Below are 14,718 nucleotides of genomic sequence, written 5' to 3' on the forward strand. Positions count from 1 at the left end.
TCTGTCCGTGGAGAGAAGTGTCAGCGGGACGGCTCCCAGCCGCGCCGGGGCGGGCGGGTGCCGGTCGGCTGCTCGTCGCGGCTGCGGTAGACCACGTAGGGCCGGGTCAGATAGCCGATGGGCGCGGTGAGCATGTGCACCAGCCGGGTGAACGGCCAGATGGCGAACAGCACCAGCGCGCTCAACGCGTGCAGCTGGAACAGCGGCGGCGCCCCCGCCATCAGCGCCGGCTCCGGGCGGAAGAAGAAGATCGACCGGAACCAGGGCGAGATGGTGGTGCGGTAGTCGTAGCCGCCCCCGAGGATGTTGGCCGCGACCGTGGCGGCCAGGCCGAGCACGATGGTGATCCCGAGGACCGCGTACATGAGCTTGTCGTTGCGCGTGGTCGCGGTGAACACCGGCCCGACGGTGCGCCGCCGGTAGATGAGGATCGCCAGGCCGCCCAGGGTGGCGATGCCCGCGATGGTGCCGAGCACCACGGCGACCACGTGGTAGGCGGCCTCGCTGACGCCCACCGCCTCGGTCCAGCTCTTCGGGATGACCAGCCCGCCGATGTGGCCGAGCAGCACGACCAGGATGCCGAAGTGGAACAGCGGGCTGCCGATGCGCAGCAGCCGCGACTCGTACATCTGGGACGAGCGGGTGGTCCAGCCGAACTTGTCATAGCGGTAGCGCCAGAGGTGCCCGAGCACGAACAGCGTCAGCGCCACGTACGGCGCCACCACCCACAACAGGATGCTCACCGGGATGCCTCCATGACGGCGTAGGGTTCCAGTCCGACTTCCTCGGCCGGCGGGCCCTCGGCCGCCAGCCGCAGCGCCGCCTCCTGCTCGCGCCGCCCGGCGGGCGGCAGCGTGGCCGCGACGGCGGCCACCACGTCCGCGTACGGCGAGCGCTCGTCCGCCAGCGCCGTGCGCAGCAGCTCCAGCCCCGCCCGGTGCTCCTGCAGCAGGCGGCGCGCCTCCCGCACCGCGCCCCGGGCCGACAGCTCGCACACCACCGCCACATGATCGGGCAGCTCGCCGTCCGCGAGCTCGAAACCCGCCGCGCGCAGCGCGTGCTTGAAGCGCAGCAGCGCCCCGCCGCGCTTGCGGGTGTCACCGTAGGAGTAGTACGTCAGGTACGGGCAGCAGCGCCGCTTGAGATCGAAGGTCGCCACGTAGTGGGCGGCCAGGTCGCTCTGGACGGTGCCGGCGGCGTGGTCGAGGAAGCGGGTCAGACGCTCGCGCACCTCCCCGGCGGGCAGCGTGGCCACCGCCTCGGCCAGCACCTGACGGGCGCCGTACAACCGCTCGTCGGGGTAGCCGAGCAGCACCGAGGCCACCAGGTGGGCGGTGCGCAGCTCGCTCTCGCGCAGAGCCGTCATGAGCCGTCCCCGTTCCGCTTGGGGAACAGCCCTTCGGGAGTTCCCTTGCCGTCCCAGTTGAGGAGGTTGACCCGGCCGCGCAGCTCGTTGGCGTCGTCCAGCTCGTCGCCCGCCTGCCGCTCGCGCAGCGCGTGGAAGTTCTCCACCGCCACCGGGGAGGGCATCCCGGACGCCTCGCCGAACGGGCCGTTCATGCCGGGGCCGCCCTCGTAGTCGAGGCTGCACTGGGTGGCCAGCTCCTCCAGCTGGTGGCCCTGCTCGGCGTGCGCCTTGGGGATGACGTACCGCTCGTCGTAGGGGGCGAGGGCCAGCAGCCGGTGCATGTCCTCGATCTGCCGGCCGTTCATCCCGACGGCGGTGGCGATCGACTCGTCGGGGGTCTGGCCGAGGTTGATGCGGCGCATGTACGAGCGCATCGCGGCCAGCCGGTTCAGCACGCCCTTGACCGGCCCGGGGTCACCGGCGGTGAACAGCTCCGCGAGGTACTCCACCGGGATGCGCAGCGCGTCGATGGCGCCGAACAGGTTGCCCGCGTCCTCGCCGTCATGCCCGGTCTTCGCAAGAATGTCCACCACGGGCGACAGCGGCGGGATGTACCAGACCATCGGCATCGTCCGGTACTCCGGGTGCAGCGGCAGCGCCACCCCGAACTCGAAGATCAGCTTGTGGATCGGGGAGCTCCTGGCCGCCTCCAGCCAGTCCTCGGGGATGCCCGCCGCCCGGGCCCCGGCGATCACCTCGGGGTCGTGCGGGTCCAGCAGCACGCCCTTCTGCGCCTCGTACAGATCCTTCTCGTCGGGCACGCTCGCGGCCTCGGCGACCTTGTCCGCGTCGTACAGAATGATGCCGATATAGCGCAGCCGCCCCACGCACGTCTCGGAGCAGACGGTGGGCAGCCCCACCTCGACCCGGGGATAGCAGAACGTGCATTTCTCGGCTTTGCCGGTGCGGTGGTTGAAATACACCTTCTTGTACGGGCAGCCCGTCACGCACATCCGCCAGCCACGGCAGCGGTCCTGGTCGACCAGCACGATGCCGTCCTCGGCCCGCTTGTACATGGCGCCGGACGGGCAGGAGGCCACGCACGAGGGGTTCAGGCAGTGCTCGCAGATGCGCGGCAGGTAGAACATGAACGCCTGCTCGAACTCCAGCTTGACCTGGTCAGACAGCTTGCGCAGCACCGGGTCGGCGGGGGCCAGCTCGGGGCCGCCGGCCAGGTCGTCGTCCCAGTTCGCGCTCCAGGTGATCTTCGTGGGCTCGCCGGAGATGAGCGACCTGGGCCGGGCGACGGGCGTGTCCTCGGTGGCCGGGGCGGAGAAGAGCCGGTCGTAGTCGTAGGTCCAGGGCTCGTAGTAGTCGTTGATGGAGGGCATGAGCGGATTGGCGAAGATGGTGAGCAGCTTGCGCAGCCGCCCGCCCGCCTTCAGCTTGAGCCGGCCGCGCCGGTTCAGCTCCCAGCCGCCCTTCCACTTGTCCTGGTCCTGGTAGGTGCGCGGATAGCCCTGCCCGGGCCGGGTCTCGACGTTGTTGAACCAGACGTACTCGGTGCCCGCCCGGTTGGTCCAGGCCTGCTTGCAGGTGACGGAACAGGTGTGGCAGCCGATGCACTTGTCCAGGTTCATCACCATGGCCAGCTGCGCCATGATCCTCATCAGTAATCGACCTCCTGAGAGCGGCGGCGGATCACGGTGATCTCGTCTCGCTGGTTGCCGGTGGGCCCGAGATAGTTGAACGCGAACGACAGCTGGGCGTACCCGCCGATCAGGTGCGTGGGCTTGACCAGCAGCCGGGTCAGCGAGTTGTGGATGCCGCCGCGCCGCCCCGACGTCTCGCTCTTGGGCACGTCCACGACGCGTTCCTGCGCGTGGTACATGTACACCGTCCCCTCGGGCATGCGGTGCGAGACGATCGCGCGGGCCACCACGACGCCGTTGCGGTTGACCGCCTCGACCCAGTCGTTGTCGCGGACCTTGGCCTTGGCCGCGTCGGCCGGGCTCATCCAGATGGTCGGCCCGCCGCGCGACAGGGTCAGCATGAGCAGGTTGTCCTGATATTCGGAGTGGATGGACCACTTGGAGTGCGGGGTCAGATAGCGCACGGTGACGCCGTTCTCGCCGCTGTCCCCGATGCCGCTGCCCCCGAGGCTGGGCTCGCCGAACATCGCGGTCATGTTCAGCGGCGGCCGGTAGACCGGCAGCGCCTCGCCCGCCTCGTGCATCCAGTCGTGGTCCAGGTAGAAGTGCTGGCGGCCGGTGAGGGTGTGCCAGGGTTTGCGGTGCTCGACGTTGATGGTGAACGCCGAGTAGCGCCGCCCGTCGGTCTCGCTGCCCGACCATTCGGGCGAGGTGATCACCGGCACCGGTCTGGCCTGGGTGTCGGCGAAGGTGATCTGCTTGTGCTCGTCGGCCAGGCCCTCGAAGGACGTCCCCGTACGACGGCCCAGCGTGGCGAACCCCTGGGCGGCCAGGTGCCCGTTGGTGGTGCCGGACAGGGCCAGGATGGCCTCGCACAGGTCGCTGTCGCGGGCCAGGGACGGCCGGCCGTCGGCGACGCCGCCCCGGACGGTGCCGTTCATCCGGGCGATCCGCCCGATCTCGCCGGAGACGTCGAACGTCAGCCCCTTGGTCGTCGCGCCGAGCCGTTCGAGCAGCGGGCCGAGCGCGGCCATCTTGTCCGCGACCGCGCCGTAGTCACGCTCCACCGTGACCAGCTTGGGAAAGTCGACCCCCGGCGTGGGCACGTCGCCGGTCACCCGCCAGTCGCGCACCCGCCCGTGCGGGTTGGCCAGCTCGTCCGGCGTGTCGTGCAGCAACGGCACCGCCACCAGGTCCGTACGGGTGCCGAGATGGGTCTTCGCCAGGGCGCTGAAGGCGGTGGCGATGGCGTGGAAGGCGGCGAAGTCGGTCCGGGTCTGCCACGGCGGGTCGATCGCCGGGGTGAAGGCGTGCACGAACGGGTGCATGTCGGTGGACGACAGGTCGTGCTTCTCGTACCACGTGGCGGCCGGCAGCACGATGTCGGAGAACAGCGTGGTCGAGGTCATCCGGAAGTCCAGCGACAGCAGCAGGTCGAGCTTGCCCCTGGGCGCCTCCTCCGGCCAGGCGACGCTCGAAGGCCGCTGCTCGGGCCCGGCCTCCTCGGCCCGTACGGACGAGTCGGTGCCCAGCAGGTGGCGCAGGAAGTACTCGTTGCCCTTGGCCGACGAGCCGAGCAGGTTGGCCCGCCACACGGTCAGCACCCGTGGCCAGTTCTCCGGCGCGTCCGGGTCCTCGCAGGCGAAGCCGAGCCGGCCCGAGGTGACTTCGCCGGTGATGTACGGCCCGACCTCCTGTCCTGCGGCGGCGGCCTCGTCGGCCAGGTCGAGCGGGTTGCGGTCGAAGGTCGGGTAGGACGGCATCCAGCCCAGCCGCGCCGACTGGGACAGCAGGTCGGCGGTGGACTTGCCGGTGAACGCGCCGTCCCCGAGTGAGGAGGAGACGACGTCGGCGGAGAAGGTGTCGTAGCGCCACTGGTCGGTGTGCAGGTACCAGTAGGCGGTGCCGATCATCTGCCTCGGCGGACGCGACCAGTCGGCGGCGGCGGCGAGCTGCGCCCACCCGGTGGTCGGCCGGCACTTCTCCTGGCCGACGTAATGCGCCCAGCCGCCGCCGTTGACGCCCTGGCAGCCGGTCAGCGTGGTCAGCGCCAGGAACGAGCGGTAGATCGTGTCGGAGTGGAACCAGTGGTTCGTCCCCGCGCCCATGATGATCATGGATCGGCCGCCGGACTGCTCCGCGTTGCGGGCGAACTCCCTGGCGATGCGGGTCGCCGCGACCGCCGGGACGCCGGTGAACGCCTCCTGCCAGGCCGGCGTGTACGGCTCGGCCGCGTCGTCGTAACCGGCCGGCCACCGGCCCGGCAGCCCGTCACGGGCGACGCCGTACTGCGCCAGCATCAGGTCGTACACCGTGGTGACCAGGTGCTCCCCGACCTGTCGTACGGGCACGCCGCGCTGCAGCACGCCGTCGCCGAGGCCGTCGAAGCGCGGCAGCGCGACCGGCACCGCCTCGCCGCCCTGGACGGTCAGCAGCGGGTCCACCTCGCCGAGGTCCAGGTTCCAGCGGCCCTTGCCCTCCTCGGCGTAGCGGAAGGCGAGCGAGCCGTTCGGCACGACCGGCTCGCCGGTCCGCGCGTCCAGCAGCACCGTGGCGAACGCCGCCTCCTTGCCCTCCTGGCCGAGATCGGCGGCGGTGAGGAACTTGTCCGGCAGGTACGCGCCGTCCCGCTCGCGCAGCCGGACCAGGAACGGCAGGTCGGTGAAGCGCTTGACGTAGTCGGTGAAGGCCGGCGTGGCAGAGTCGACGAAGAACTCCTTGAGGATGACGTGCCCCATCGCCATGGCCAGGGCGCCGTCGGTGCCGGGGTTCGGCGCGAGCCACTCGTCGGCGAACTTGGAGGCGTCGCTGTAGTCGGGCGACAGCACGACCACCTTCTGACCCCGGTAGCGCGCCTCGGCCATGAAGTGCGCGTCGGGCGTGCGGGTGACGGGCACGTTCGAGCCCCACAGCATCAGGTAGGAGGCGTCCCACCAGTCCGCCGACTCCGGCACGTCGGTCTGGTCGCCGAACACCTGCGGGGAGGCCACCGGCAGGTCGGCGTACCAGTCGTAGAACGACAGCATCGCGCCGCCGATCAGCGAGACGAACCGGGCGCCGACCGCGTGCGAGGCCATCGACATGGCGGGGATCGGGGAGAACCCGGCCACCCGGTCGGGGCCGTAGGTCTTGATGGTGTGCACGTGCGCCGCGGCGATGATCTCGGTGGCCTCGTCCCAGGTGACGCGCACCAGGCCGCCCTTGCCCCGGCCCGACTGGTAGCGGCGGCGCTTGACCGGGTCCGTGGTGATCTCCGCCCAGGCGGCGACCGGGTCGCCCAGCCTGGCCTTCGCCTCGCGGTACATCTCCACCAGCACGCCCCTGGCGTACGGGAAGCGGACCCGGGTGGGGGAGTAGGTGTACCAGGAGAAGGCGGCTCCCCGGGGGCAGCCGCGCGGCTCGTACTCGGGCCGGTCGCCGCCCACGCTCGGGTAGTCGGTCTGCTGCGCCTCCCAGGTGATCACGCCGTCCTTGACGTACACCTTCCACGAGCACGATCCGGTGCAGTTCACGCCGTGCGTGGAGCGGACCACCTTGTCGTGGCTCCACCGGTCACGGTAGAAGACGTCGCCCTGCCGGCCGCCGATCTGGTGCAGAGTGCGCAGATCCTCGGACACGGTGCCGGGACGCAGGTGCCGGCCCAGTTTCAGCAGGGCGTCGCTGACCGGTCCGTCCATACCCGTCATGAGTGCACTCCTTCATCTCGGGCGATAAGCCCGGACATGCCCGCTAGCAGGGGTTTAATCCGTGACTTCGGCCAGCTTGCCGGAGCCCTTTTCACGTTGTCAGGGACGAAAGTCCTGTCCCGGTCGCCGAACCGCCCGCGTCACCGTGCGGGCACCGCCTGGCGCCGCTGGGCCGTGGCGCGCACCACGGTGACCGTCAGCAGCAAGGTCAGCGCCGACACCATGGCCAGCAGCGCCAGCCCCAGGCCGTACGAGCCGAACCGGCTGTAGACCTCGCCCATCACCAGCGGCGGCACGAAGCCGCCCAGCCCGCCGGCCGCGCCGACCAGGCCGGTGACCGAGCCCACCTTGTCCGCCGGGGCCGCCGCCGCGACCAGGGCGAAGGTGGCCCCGCTGCCCGCGCCCAGCGCGGCGGCCATGATGAGGAACGCGGCCGTGCCCAGCATCATCAGCGGCGGCGTGAACGCCTCCACCGAGGCGCAGACCGCGACGATGGTGAACACCCCGGCCAGCACCGGGATCGGCCCCAGCCGGTCCGACAGCCAGCCGCCGACGGGACGCATCGCGACGGCCAGGACCACGAACCCGGCCATCCGGTCGGACGCGTCGGCCTGCTCCAGGCCGTACGCGGACTCCAGGTAGACCGGCAGGTAGACGGAGAAGGCGACGTACCCGCCGAACGCCACCGCGTACAGCAGGCAGGCCTGCCAGGTGATCGGCAGTCGCACGGCCGCGCGCAGGCGCGCCAGGGTGGACTCCGCCGGAGCGGTACGGCCCGGCGCGTCCCGCAGCACGACCCAGGCCACCACGGCGTAGACGGCGAGCACGGCGGCGGTGATCAGGAACGGGGTGGCCGGACCGCCGGCCCTGACCAGCTTGACCGTGGTCAGCGCGCTGATCGCGGTGCCGCCCATGCCCATGCCGAACACCCCGATGGCCAGCCCGCGCCGTCCGGGCGGGAACCAGGCGCTGACGAACGGCACGCCCACGGCGAACACCGTTCCGCCGATGCCCAGGAAGAACCCGCCCACCAGCAGCGCCGCCAGCGAACTCTGCCCGAGCACGCCGATGAACAGCACCGGGACGATGGTGGCCGCCGAGACCAGCGGGAACATCACCCGGCCGCCGTACCGGTCGGTGAGCGCGCCGACGGGGATGCGGCCGAGCGATCCGACGATCACCGGCACCGCGACCAGGAGCGCCTGCTCGCCGGCCGACAGGCTGAGCAGGTCCTTGAACCGGGGGCCCAGCGGGCTCAGCAGCGCCCACGCCCAGAAGTTCACCGCGAATCCCACGGTCGCCAACGCCAGCATCACCATGGGCCGGTTGGCCGGGCCGCGCGGGCCGGTCGGGTCGGTGCTCATGTTCGTCCGTCCTCGGATCGTGGGGCATCGGCTGAATCCCACCGCAGCAGGCTCATGCCCTCGTAGGGACAAAGGTCCCCTGCGCGAAGTGCTTTGTGCTGTCTTTGCCGGGCCGATCGGCAGCCGGAAGTTGCGAAGCGGAACTGTGTTCCGTATCGTAGGCGGAGCAACGTTCCACTTTGCTTGTGAAAGGCACCCCATGTCCGACTCACCCGTGCCCACCATGGTGCTGTCCGCCCGGCCGGTCATCCTGCCCGTCCCGGGCCGCGGCGAGGATCTCCAGGTCCGCGTGTCCGCCCCCGCGACCGGCCGCGACCTGCCCGTCATCGTCTTCTCGCACGGCTTCGGCATGTCGATGAACGGCTACGGGCCGCTGGCGGACCACTGGGCCGCGCAAGGCTTCGTGGTCCTGCAGCCCACCCACCTGGACTCCAGGACGCTCGGCCTCCCGCCTTCGGATCCCCGTACGCCGGACATCTGGCGGATCCGTATCGAAGACCTCAAGCACGTCATGGACGGGCTCGACATCCTCGAAGCCGCCGTACCCGGCCTCGGCGGACGTCTCGACCGGGACCGCATCGCGGTGGCCGGCCACTCCTGGGGCGCCCAGAGCGCGAGCACGCTGCTGGGCGCGCGCATCCTGGACGCCGACGGCGTGCCCGGCGAGGACCTGTCCGACCCTCGCGTCAAGGCGGGCGTGCTGCTCGCCCTGACCGGCCTGGGCGACGACCTGACCCCGTTCGCGGCCGAGCACTTCCCCTTCATGAAGCCGTACTTCGGCGACATGACCACCCCGGCGCTCATCGTCGCGGGGGACCACGACCAGTCCGCGCTGTCCACCCGTGGCCCGGACTGGTTCATCGACCCGTACGTGCACAGCTCCGGGAGCAAGGGCCTGCTCACGCTGTTCGGGGGAGAGCACTCGCTGGGCGGCGTCTCCGGGTACGAGGCCGCCGAGACGACGGACGAGGACCCGGCCCGCGTCGCCCTGGTCCAGCGGCTCACCACCGCCTTCCTGCGCAGCGCCCTCTACCCCGAGGACACCGGCTGGAAGGCCGCCCTGGAGGAGGACCTCGGCCCGCAGGGAAAGCTGGAGAGCAAGTAAGCCTGCCCCAGGCCGCACCCGGAGTCGGCCTTACCCGCCCGCCGGCTCGGGTGTGATGCGCTCCCAGGCGGCCACCGAGCTCCTGATCATCTGGTGTCGCACAGAGCTCGGTTGACGAGCCGGTTGACGGCGGCGTCGATCTGGACAATGCGCTTCGCCGAATCGAAGCGCTCGGTCGAAACGGAGATCACCACACTGCGTTTCCCATCGGCGGTGACGCCCGTTCTGGTCATGAAGCCGAGGATGTCCCCGCCGTGCCCTACGTACGTGCCGCCACAAGGAAGTGGGCGTTGCACCAGGCCGAGTCCGTAGCGGGCGCCCGGCCAGATGCGCCGCAGCTCCGTGGCCACGGGAACGGTTCTGCGCATCTCAGCGAGCTCCGCGGGCCGCAGGAGTTCGCCGCCGAGCAGGGCTGTGAAGAAGCGATCGAGGTCTGCCGTGGTGGAGATGAGCCCGCCCGAGGCGTCCGCGTCGCGATGCCGGGTGGTGTCGACGAATCCCTCGCTGGTCTTGAACACGGTGTACCCGCGCGCGTGGGGCCGCGGCAGCTCGGCCGACCCCGCGGGCCAGCGCGTGTGCTTCAGGCCCAGCGGCTCGATGACGCGCCGTTTCACCTCCTCATGCCAGGGGCGGGCGGTCGCCTTCTCGATGATCAGGCCGAGGGTGGCGTACCCGGTGTTGGCGTAGAGCCAGCCCTTGCCGGGTGCGAAGGCCGGCTTGTGGCGCATCGCCCTGGAGATGACCTGCTGCGGGGTGAAGGTGTCGTGCCGGTGGCGGCGGTATTGGCGGGAGGACGCGATGGCGGTCGGGTACGGGTAGTCATCGACGAGCCCGCTGGTGTGCTGGAGCAGGTCGCGGACGGTGATCTTCCGCCCGTCGTCGCCGCGCCCTTTGATCAGCCCGGGTAACCACCTGTCCACGGTGTCGTCGAGTGCCAGCTTCCCCTCACCGACCAGTTGCAGCACCACGGTGGCGACGAAAGTCTTGTTGCTGGAGCCGATCCGGAAATATCCGTTCGGTGGTACCGGGCCCCTCGTCCGGAGATCGGCTACGCCGGCCACCGCGACCATGCTCCTGCCCTCGCTGGTGACCCGCGCCTGCACCCCGGTGACTCCGCCGGCGACGATCCTCTCGGCATCCCGCCGTAGGTCCGGCCGGCCGTATTCGGGTGCGACATTGAGCGAGGCGGTCAGCGCGGCGACCATGGCCACATGTGTGACGAACATGAGCGTTTCTTTCTGTCGGCATGCGTGATCGGGCGCGTTCCACGATCGCGGGAAGCACGCATGCCGGCATCGGCCGTTCGACTGATCCGGGCTGGACGATCGGCCGATCGACTATGTGTATTCGCGTCTCGCCGCGTGGCCGCGCAAGTAAAAGAACTTGCGCTCTCATCAGCCTCCCATGCATTCTCATATCCGTATCCGCTCTCGGTTCGACGGTTTATCGGTGCGGTTCGGAGAGGACACGGGTCGAAGTTCGTCGGTTACCACTTTTAATGGGGCGGTCGCAGGTTCGAGTCCTGCCCGGGGTCACGGCTCCGGTAGCTCAGCTGGTAGAGCACCTGAACACCGGTGAACATCCCACATCCGTGTCTTCTCCGAACCACACCGATCCCTTCGTGAGCCCTACCGGGAGCACGACTCGAATTCTGCTGGTAAAGGTCTGGAGGGCGGGTCGAAGTCGTTCGGTTATCTCCGGAACCGGCGGTCGCGGGGTTCAATTCCCCGCTGTGCGGCTTGGCCGTGCATAGCTCAGTGGTAGAGCTTCGGTTTTGATCCGATCGGCACACCCATATCCGCCCTCCCCTTCTCCCCACATCCGCCGCCAGGCGGGTCGAAACCCCTTGGAGGCCGTTCATGGCCCGCAACCGTGACCCTCTCGCCGGCATTTCCGCCATCGCCACGCCCCAGACCCAGCGGCTGCCCGGACGCACCGACCAGGTCAAGAACGCGGCAGGCGGCTACGTGTTCGCCAAGGACCTGTGGCAGCGCGTCGAGGACTTCCTGATCCTCGGCACCACGGGCGGCACGTACTACGTCAGCGAGAACAAGATGACCGCCGACAACGCCGACGCGCTGTTCCAGGCGATCGCCGAGGACGGCCCGCGCGTCGTGCGGCTGCTCACCGACATCTCGACCGCGCGCCCGCCGCGCGCCCCGAAGCAGCGCCCGGCACTGTTCGCACTCGCCGCCGCCTACGCCAAGGGCGACGCGGCCACCCGCCAGGCCGCCAAGCTCGCGCTGCCGAAGGTGGCCCGCACCACCGACCACCTAGCCCAGTTCTTCGGCTACTACAAGAACCTCGGCGGCAAGCCGACCGCGCACGGCACGGCGCCGGTCGTCGGCCGGTCACTGCGGACCGCGCTCGCCTCCTGGTTCCTGTCCGGCGACGCGGACGACGTCGCCTTCCGGGTGTGCAAGGCCCGCCAGCGCAGGACGCCGCAGGGCGAGGCGTTCGACCTGCGCGACGTGCTGCGCATCGCCCACCCCAAGACCGACACCCCGGAGCGGGGAAGGCTGTTCGGCTGGATCGCCGGGAACGTCTCCGACGCCGACGCACGCGACGTGCTGGAGTCGGTGGACCGGTTCCTCACCGCGAAGGCCGCCACTACCGCTCACCAGGCGATCAAGGTGGTGACCGAGCGGAAGGTGCCGTGGGAGTTCCTGCCGGATGCGATGCTGCGCGAGCCCGCCGTGTGGGACGCGCTGATCGACACGGTCGGCCTGACCGCGCTCATTCGCAACCTGTCCCGCATGACCCGCATCGGCACGCTCAAGCCCATGAGCGGCGCGACGCGGCGCGCGGTCGCCCGGCTCACCGACCAGGCGGCGCTCCTTCGAGCGCGCATCCACCCGATGGACGCCTTCCTCGCGCTGCGCGTGTACGGCTCAGGCCGGTCCCGGCCGAACCCGCGCGCCGACGTACAGACGTGGACACCGGTCCCGGCGATCCTCGACGCGTTGGAGGAGACTTACGAGCTGTCGTTCGGCACCGTCGAGCCTTCCGGCCGGCGGCTGCTGGTCGCGGTGGACTCGTCAGGGTCGATGTCGGGCGGCTGGTCCGGCGGCGGCGTCGTGGTCGGCGGTTCCTCGATCGGTTCGCCGTACGAGGTCGGCTGCGCCCTGGCCGTCATGCTGGCCCGCATCGAGAAGGGGAACGTGCACGTCATCGACGTGGACACCGGTGTGCACGCCTCGAAGGTGACGCCGCGTACCAACCTGCGCGAGATCAAGAGCTGGCGGCCTTCGGGCGGCGGAACCGACCTGTCGCTGCCGTTCCGGTGGGCGCGTGAGCAGGGGATGGCGGTGGACGGGTTCGTCGTGTTCACCGACAACGAGACGTGGGCGGGACGGGCGCACCCGTCGCAGGAGCTCGACGCCTACCGGCGCTCGGTGGCGGCGGAGGCTCGGGTGGTGGTGGCGGCGATGACGGCGGCGGGCTACTCGATCAGCGACCCCGCCGACGCGGGGGTGCTGAACGTGGCGGGCCTTGACGCGTCGCTGCCGCTGATCGTGAACGGCTTCGTCCGGGCGTAGCCAAGAGCACGACGCGGCCTCCGGCCAAGGCGATCACGGAGGCCGTGGCGCACAGGATCGCGGTCCACGCCAGGGTGGCCTCGGTCGAGGTGTGATCGGCGACCACACCGGCGATCCACGGCCCGGCGGTCTGCCCGGCAGCGAACACCGTGGTGAAGGCCGCCAGCGTGGCGGTCCAGTCGGCGGGCGGGACGTTGCTCTTGATGAGGGCGGTGATGGCCGCCGGGACGCCCATGAACGTCGCCCCATAGATGATCGCGGAGGCGAGGATGACGGGTGGCGCGGGTGCGACCAGCGCCAGCGCCGCGCCGCCGGCCAGCAGGGCGAGCAGGGTGGCCAGGGCCCGGGTGGCGGGCCACTCGGCGGTGGGGCGGCTCCACAGCGCGGGCGCCGCCACGACGGCCAGACCGAGCACCGTCCAGGTGAGCACCACCTGCCCGAGCGGGGCACGCTGGTCGGCGAGGTAGGCCGACAGGAACGTGATGTAGGTGATGTACCCGGCGGCGAACAGGAGGTAAGCCAGGGCAGCCCCCAGCAACGGGCGCACCCGAGCCCGCCCGGCCACGTCAGCATGCTCGCCCCCGCCCGTGCTCCCCCCACCCTCACGCGCCGCGCCTCCACTCCCCGCGCCCCCGCGCGCTGCGCCCCAACTCGCCGCGGCTGCCAGGGCGGCGGCGGTGGCCAGGCCGATCCAGGCCAGGCGCCAGTGGTTCCCCAGTGCGGGGATGCTCACGCCGCTGACGATGATGCCCAGCCCGGTGCCGGCGAAGTAGACGGTGATGGGCACGCTGGAGGCCGCGTGGGCGGCGACGCGTGAGGCGATCACGCCGCCCACGATGAACACCACCGCCCCTGCCGCCCCCGCCGCGGCCCGCGCGGTCAGCAGTGGCAGGTAGGCGTCGCTCGCCGCGGTGGCCGCCAGCGATACGGCCGTGAGCACCATGCCGATGCGGAAGGCGGCGGCGGTGCCCCAGCGGCGCACGATCGCGGCGGTCACCAGTGCGCCGAGGAGGTAGCCGAGCCCGTTGGCGGTGCTCATCGTCCCCGCCTCGGCCAGGGTCCAGCGCAGGTCCTCGCGCATGGCCGGCAGGAGCAGGCCGTAGGCGAAGCGCGCGAGCCCGAGCGCCGAAGCGGTGCCGAGCGCCAGCAGGCCCGCCTGCCACACCGCCCGTTCCAGCAGCGGTGCTCGCGTCATCGGTCCCGTCTCTCGGCGGCAGCCGCACCGCGGGCGGTCGCGTCTCGCGCGCCCAGGTCGTGCCGAGCTGACAGGTCTGGCATGGCATCCCCAAGAGATCGAACCGATCGGTACGACCTGAGATGCTAACAGCAGAACGAACCGACCGGTACGATCTGTGGATGCCAGTCCCCAGGGGCTCGACGATCGACCCCGCGCGCACCCGAGCGGCCATCCTCGAGGCGGCCACCCGGGTGCTGTACGAACGCGGGCTCGACGGCATCGGTGTCGCCGAACTCTGCACCCGTGTCGGGGTGTCCAAGGAGACGCTCTACCGGCACTTCGGCACCAAGGACGGCCTGGTGGACGCCGTGCTGCGCGCCCGCAGCGACCGGGTGACGAACTGGCTGGCCGCAGCGGCCGCGGCCGCCGGGGACGACCCAAGCGACCAGCTCGCGGCGGTGTTCGACGCCCTCCAGCGGTGGTACGACGAGCCGGCCTTCCGTGGCTGCGCGATGCTGAACGCGGCCGCCCAACACCACGTCGACGCCGTACGCACCCTCACCGCGCGCCACCTGGACCGCTACCTCGAGCTTCTGACCGGCATCGCCGCCCGCGCCGGAGCCGTCGACCCGTCCGGCCTGAGCCGGCAACTGCTCATGCTGGTCGAGGGGGCGACCGTCGTCGCCGCGCACCACGACCCGGCCGGCGCGGCGACGGCCGCCCGCCAGGCCGCCCTCACCCTGCTGTCCGCCGCCGCTCGCCCCGGCCGCCAGGACTGACGCACCGGATCGGGACCCGGCCCCGGAGAACCTCAGGAGGCGGGCCCGTGCGGACCCACCTCCTGGTG

The 14,718-nt window shown here is 71.0% G+C and carries 10 protein-coding genes; 3 read left to right on the forward strand and 7 right to left on the reverse strand.

The genetic code is table 11. The annotated features are described in order from the left end of the window. Nucleotides 1-20 precede the first annotated feature (20 nt). The 5 genes from narI to IEY87_RS09090 form a co-directional block, all read right to left on the reverse strand. Nucleotides 21-743: a respiratory nitrate reductase subunit gamma gene (gene narI / locus IEY87_RS09070; protein ID WP_189138021.1), complete on the reverse strand. Its 723-nt coding sequence runs from the start codon at nucleotides 741-743 to the stop codon at nucleotides 21-23. Further along, complete coding sequence (narJ, locus tag IEY87_RS09075) at nucleotides 740-1,366, reverse strand: nitrate reductase molybdenum cofactor assembly chaperone (RefSeq protein WP_189138022.1); 627 nt, start codon at nucleotides 1,364-1,366, stop codon at nucleotides 740-742. Before narJ ends, narI begins: the two co-directional genes overlap by 4 nt. Beyond that, complete coding sequence (narH, locus tag IEY87_RS09080; protein WP_189138023.1) at nucleotides 1,363-3,018, reverse strand: nitrate reductase subunit beta; 1,656 nt, start codon at nucleotides 3,016-3,018, stop codon at nucleotides 1,363-1,365. The genes narJ and narH overlap by 4 nt, the downstream gene beginning before the upstream one ends. Next, nucleotides 3,018-6,686 carry a nitrate reductase subunit alpha gene (locus tag IEY87_RS09085; protein ID WP_189138024.1) on the reverse strand — a complete coding sequence of 1,223 codons (3,669 nt, stop codon included), beginning with the start codon at nucleotides 6,684-6,686 and terminating at the stop codon, nucleotides 3,018-3,020. Before IEY87_RS09085 ends, narH begins: the two co-directional genes overlap by 1 nt. A 140-nt stretch (nucleotides 6,687-6,826) precedes the next feature. After that, nucleotides 6,827-8,050 carry an MFS transporter gene (locus IEY87_RS09090; RefSeq protein WP_189138025.1) on the reverse strand — a complete coding sequence of 408 codons (1,224 nt, stop codon included), beginning with the start codon at nucleotides 8,048-8,050 and terminating at the stop codon, nucleotides 6,827-6,829. A gap of 199 nt (nucleotides 8,051-8,249) precedes the next feature. Here IEY87_RS09090 and IEY87_RS09095 point away from each other — a divergent pair, with 199 nt between their 5' ends. After that, on the forward strand, nucleotides 8,250-9,155 hold the full coding sequence (locus IEY87_RS09095) for an alpha/beta hydrolase family protein (protein ID WP_189138026.1): 906 nt from the start codon (nucleotides 8,250-8,252) through the stop codon (nucleotides 9,153-9,155). 86 nt (nucleotides 9,156-9,241) lie between these two features. On the opposite strand, the gene IEY87_RS09100 is transcribed toward IEY87_RS09095, so the two are convergent. Then, on the reverse strand, nucleotides 9,242-10,381 hold the full coding sequence (locus tag IEY87_RS09100; RefSeq protein WP_189138027.1) for a serine hydrolase domain-containing protein: 1,140 nt from the start codon (nucleotides 10,379-10,381) through the stop codon (nucleotides 9,242-9,244). Between the two features lie 633 nt (nucleotides 10,382-11,014). Between IEY87_RS09100 and IEY87_RS09105 the strand changes: the two genes are divergently transcribed. Next, a complete protein-coding gene (locus IEY87_RS09105; RefSeq protein ID WP_189138028.1) occupies nucleotides 11,015-12,694 on the forward strand; it encodes a TROVE domain-containing protein in 1,680 nt (559 codons plus the stop codon). On the opposite strand, the gene IEY87_RS09110 is transcribed toward IEY87_RS09105, so the two are convergent. Further along, on the reverse strand, nucleotides 12,606-13,889 hold the full coding sequence (locus IEY87_RS09110) for a YbfB/YjiJ family MFS transporter (protein WP_189138029.1): 1,284 nt from the start codon (nucleotides 13,887-13,889) through the stop codon (nucleotides 12,606-12,608). The genes IEY87_RS09105 and IEY87_RS09110 overlap by 89 nt on opposite strands. 161 nt (nucleotides 13,890-14,050) lie before the next feature. On the opposite strand from IEY87_RS09110, the gene IEY87_RS09115 reads away from it, so the two are divergent. Beyond that, a complete protein-coding gene (locus IEY87_RS09115; RefSeq protein WP_189138030.1) occupies nucleotides 14,051-14,650 on the forward strand; it encodes a TetR/AcrR family transcriptional regulator in 600 nt (199 codons plus the stop codon). Nucleotides 14,651-14,718: the final 68 nt, after the last annotated feature.

It is taken from the genome of Nonomuraea glycinis, from assembly GCF_014646515.1.
Taxonomy (GTDB): Bacteria; Actinomycetota; Actinomycetes; order Streptosporangiales; family Streptosporangiaceae; genus Nonomuraea; species Nonomuraea glycinis.

What these genes read in the sequence shown, in the direction of transcription:
- IEY87_RS09105 (WP_189138028.1), top strand. Translation starts at nt 11,015, where the DNA reads ATGGCCCGCAACCGTGACCCTCTCGCCGGCATTTCCGCCATCGCCACG.
- IEY87_RS09115 (WP_189138030.1), top strand. Translation starts at nt 14,051, where the DNA reads ATGCCAGTCCCCAGGGGCTCGACGATCGACCCCGCGCGCACCCGAGCG.
- narJ (WP_189138022.1), bottom strand. Translation starts at nt 1,366, where the DNA reads ATGACGGCTCTGCGCGAGAGCGAGCTGCGCACCGCCCACCTGGTGGCC.
- IEY87_RS09110 (WP_189138029.1), bottom strand. Translation starts at nt 13,889, where the DNA reads ATGACGCGAGCACCGCTGCTGGAACGGGCGGTGTGGCAGGCGGGCCTG.
- IEY87_RS09085 (WP_189138024.1), bottom strand. Translation starts at nt 6,686, where the DNA reads ATGACGGGTATGGACGGACCGGTCAGCGACGCCCTGCTGAAACTGGGC.
- IEY87_RS09090 (WP_189138025.1), bottom strand. Translation starts at nt 8,050, where the DNA reads ATGAGCACCGACCCGACCGGCCCGCGCGGCCCGGCCAACCGGCCCATG.
- IEY87_RS09100 (WP_189138027.1), bottom strand. Translation starts at nt 10,381, where the DNA reads ATGTTCGTCACACATGTGGCCATGGTCGCCGCGCTGACCGCCTCGCTC.
- narH (WP_189138023.1), bottom strand. Translation starts at nt 3,018, where the DNA reads ATGAGGATCATGGCGCAGCTGGCCATGGTGATGAACCTGGACAAGTGC.
- IEY87_RS09095 (WP_189138026.1), top strand. Translation starts at nt 8,250, where the DNA reads ATGTCCGACTCACCCGTGCCCACCATGGTGCTGTCCGCCCGGCCGGTC.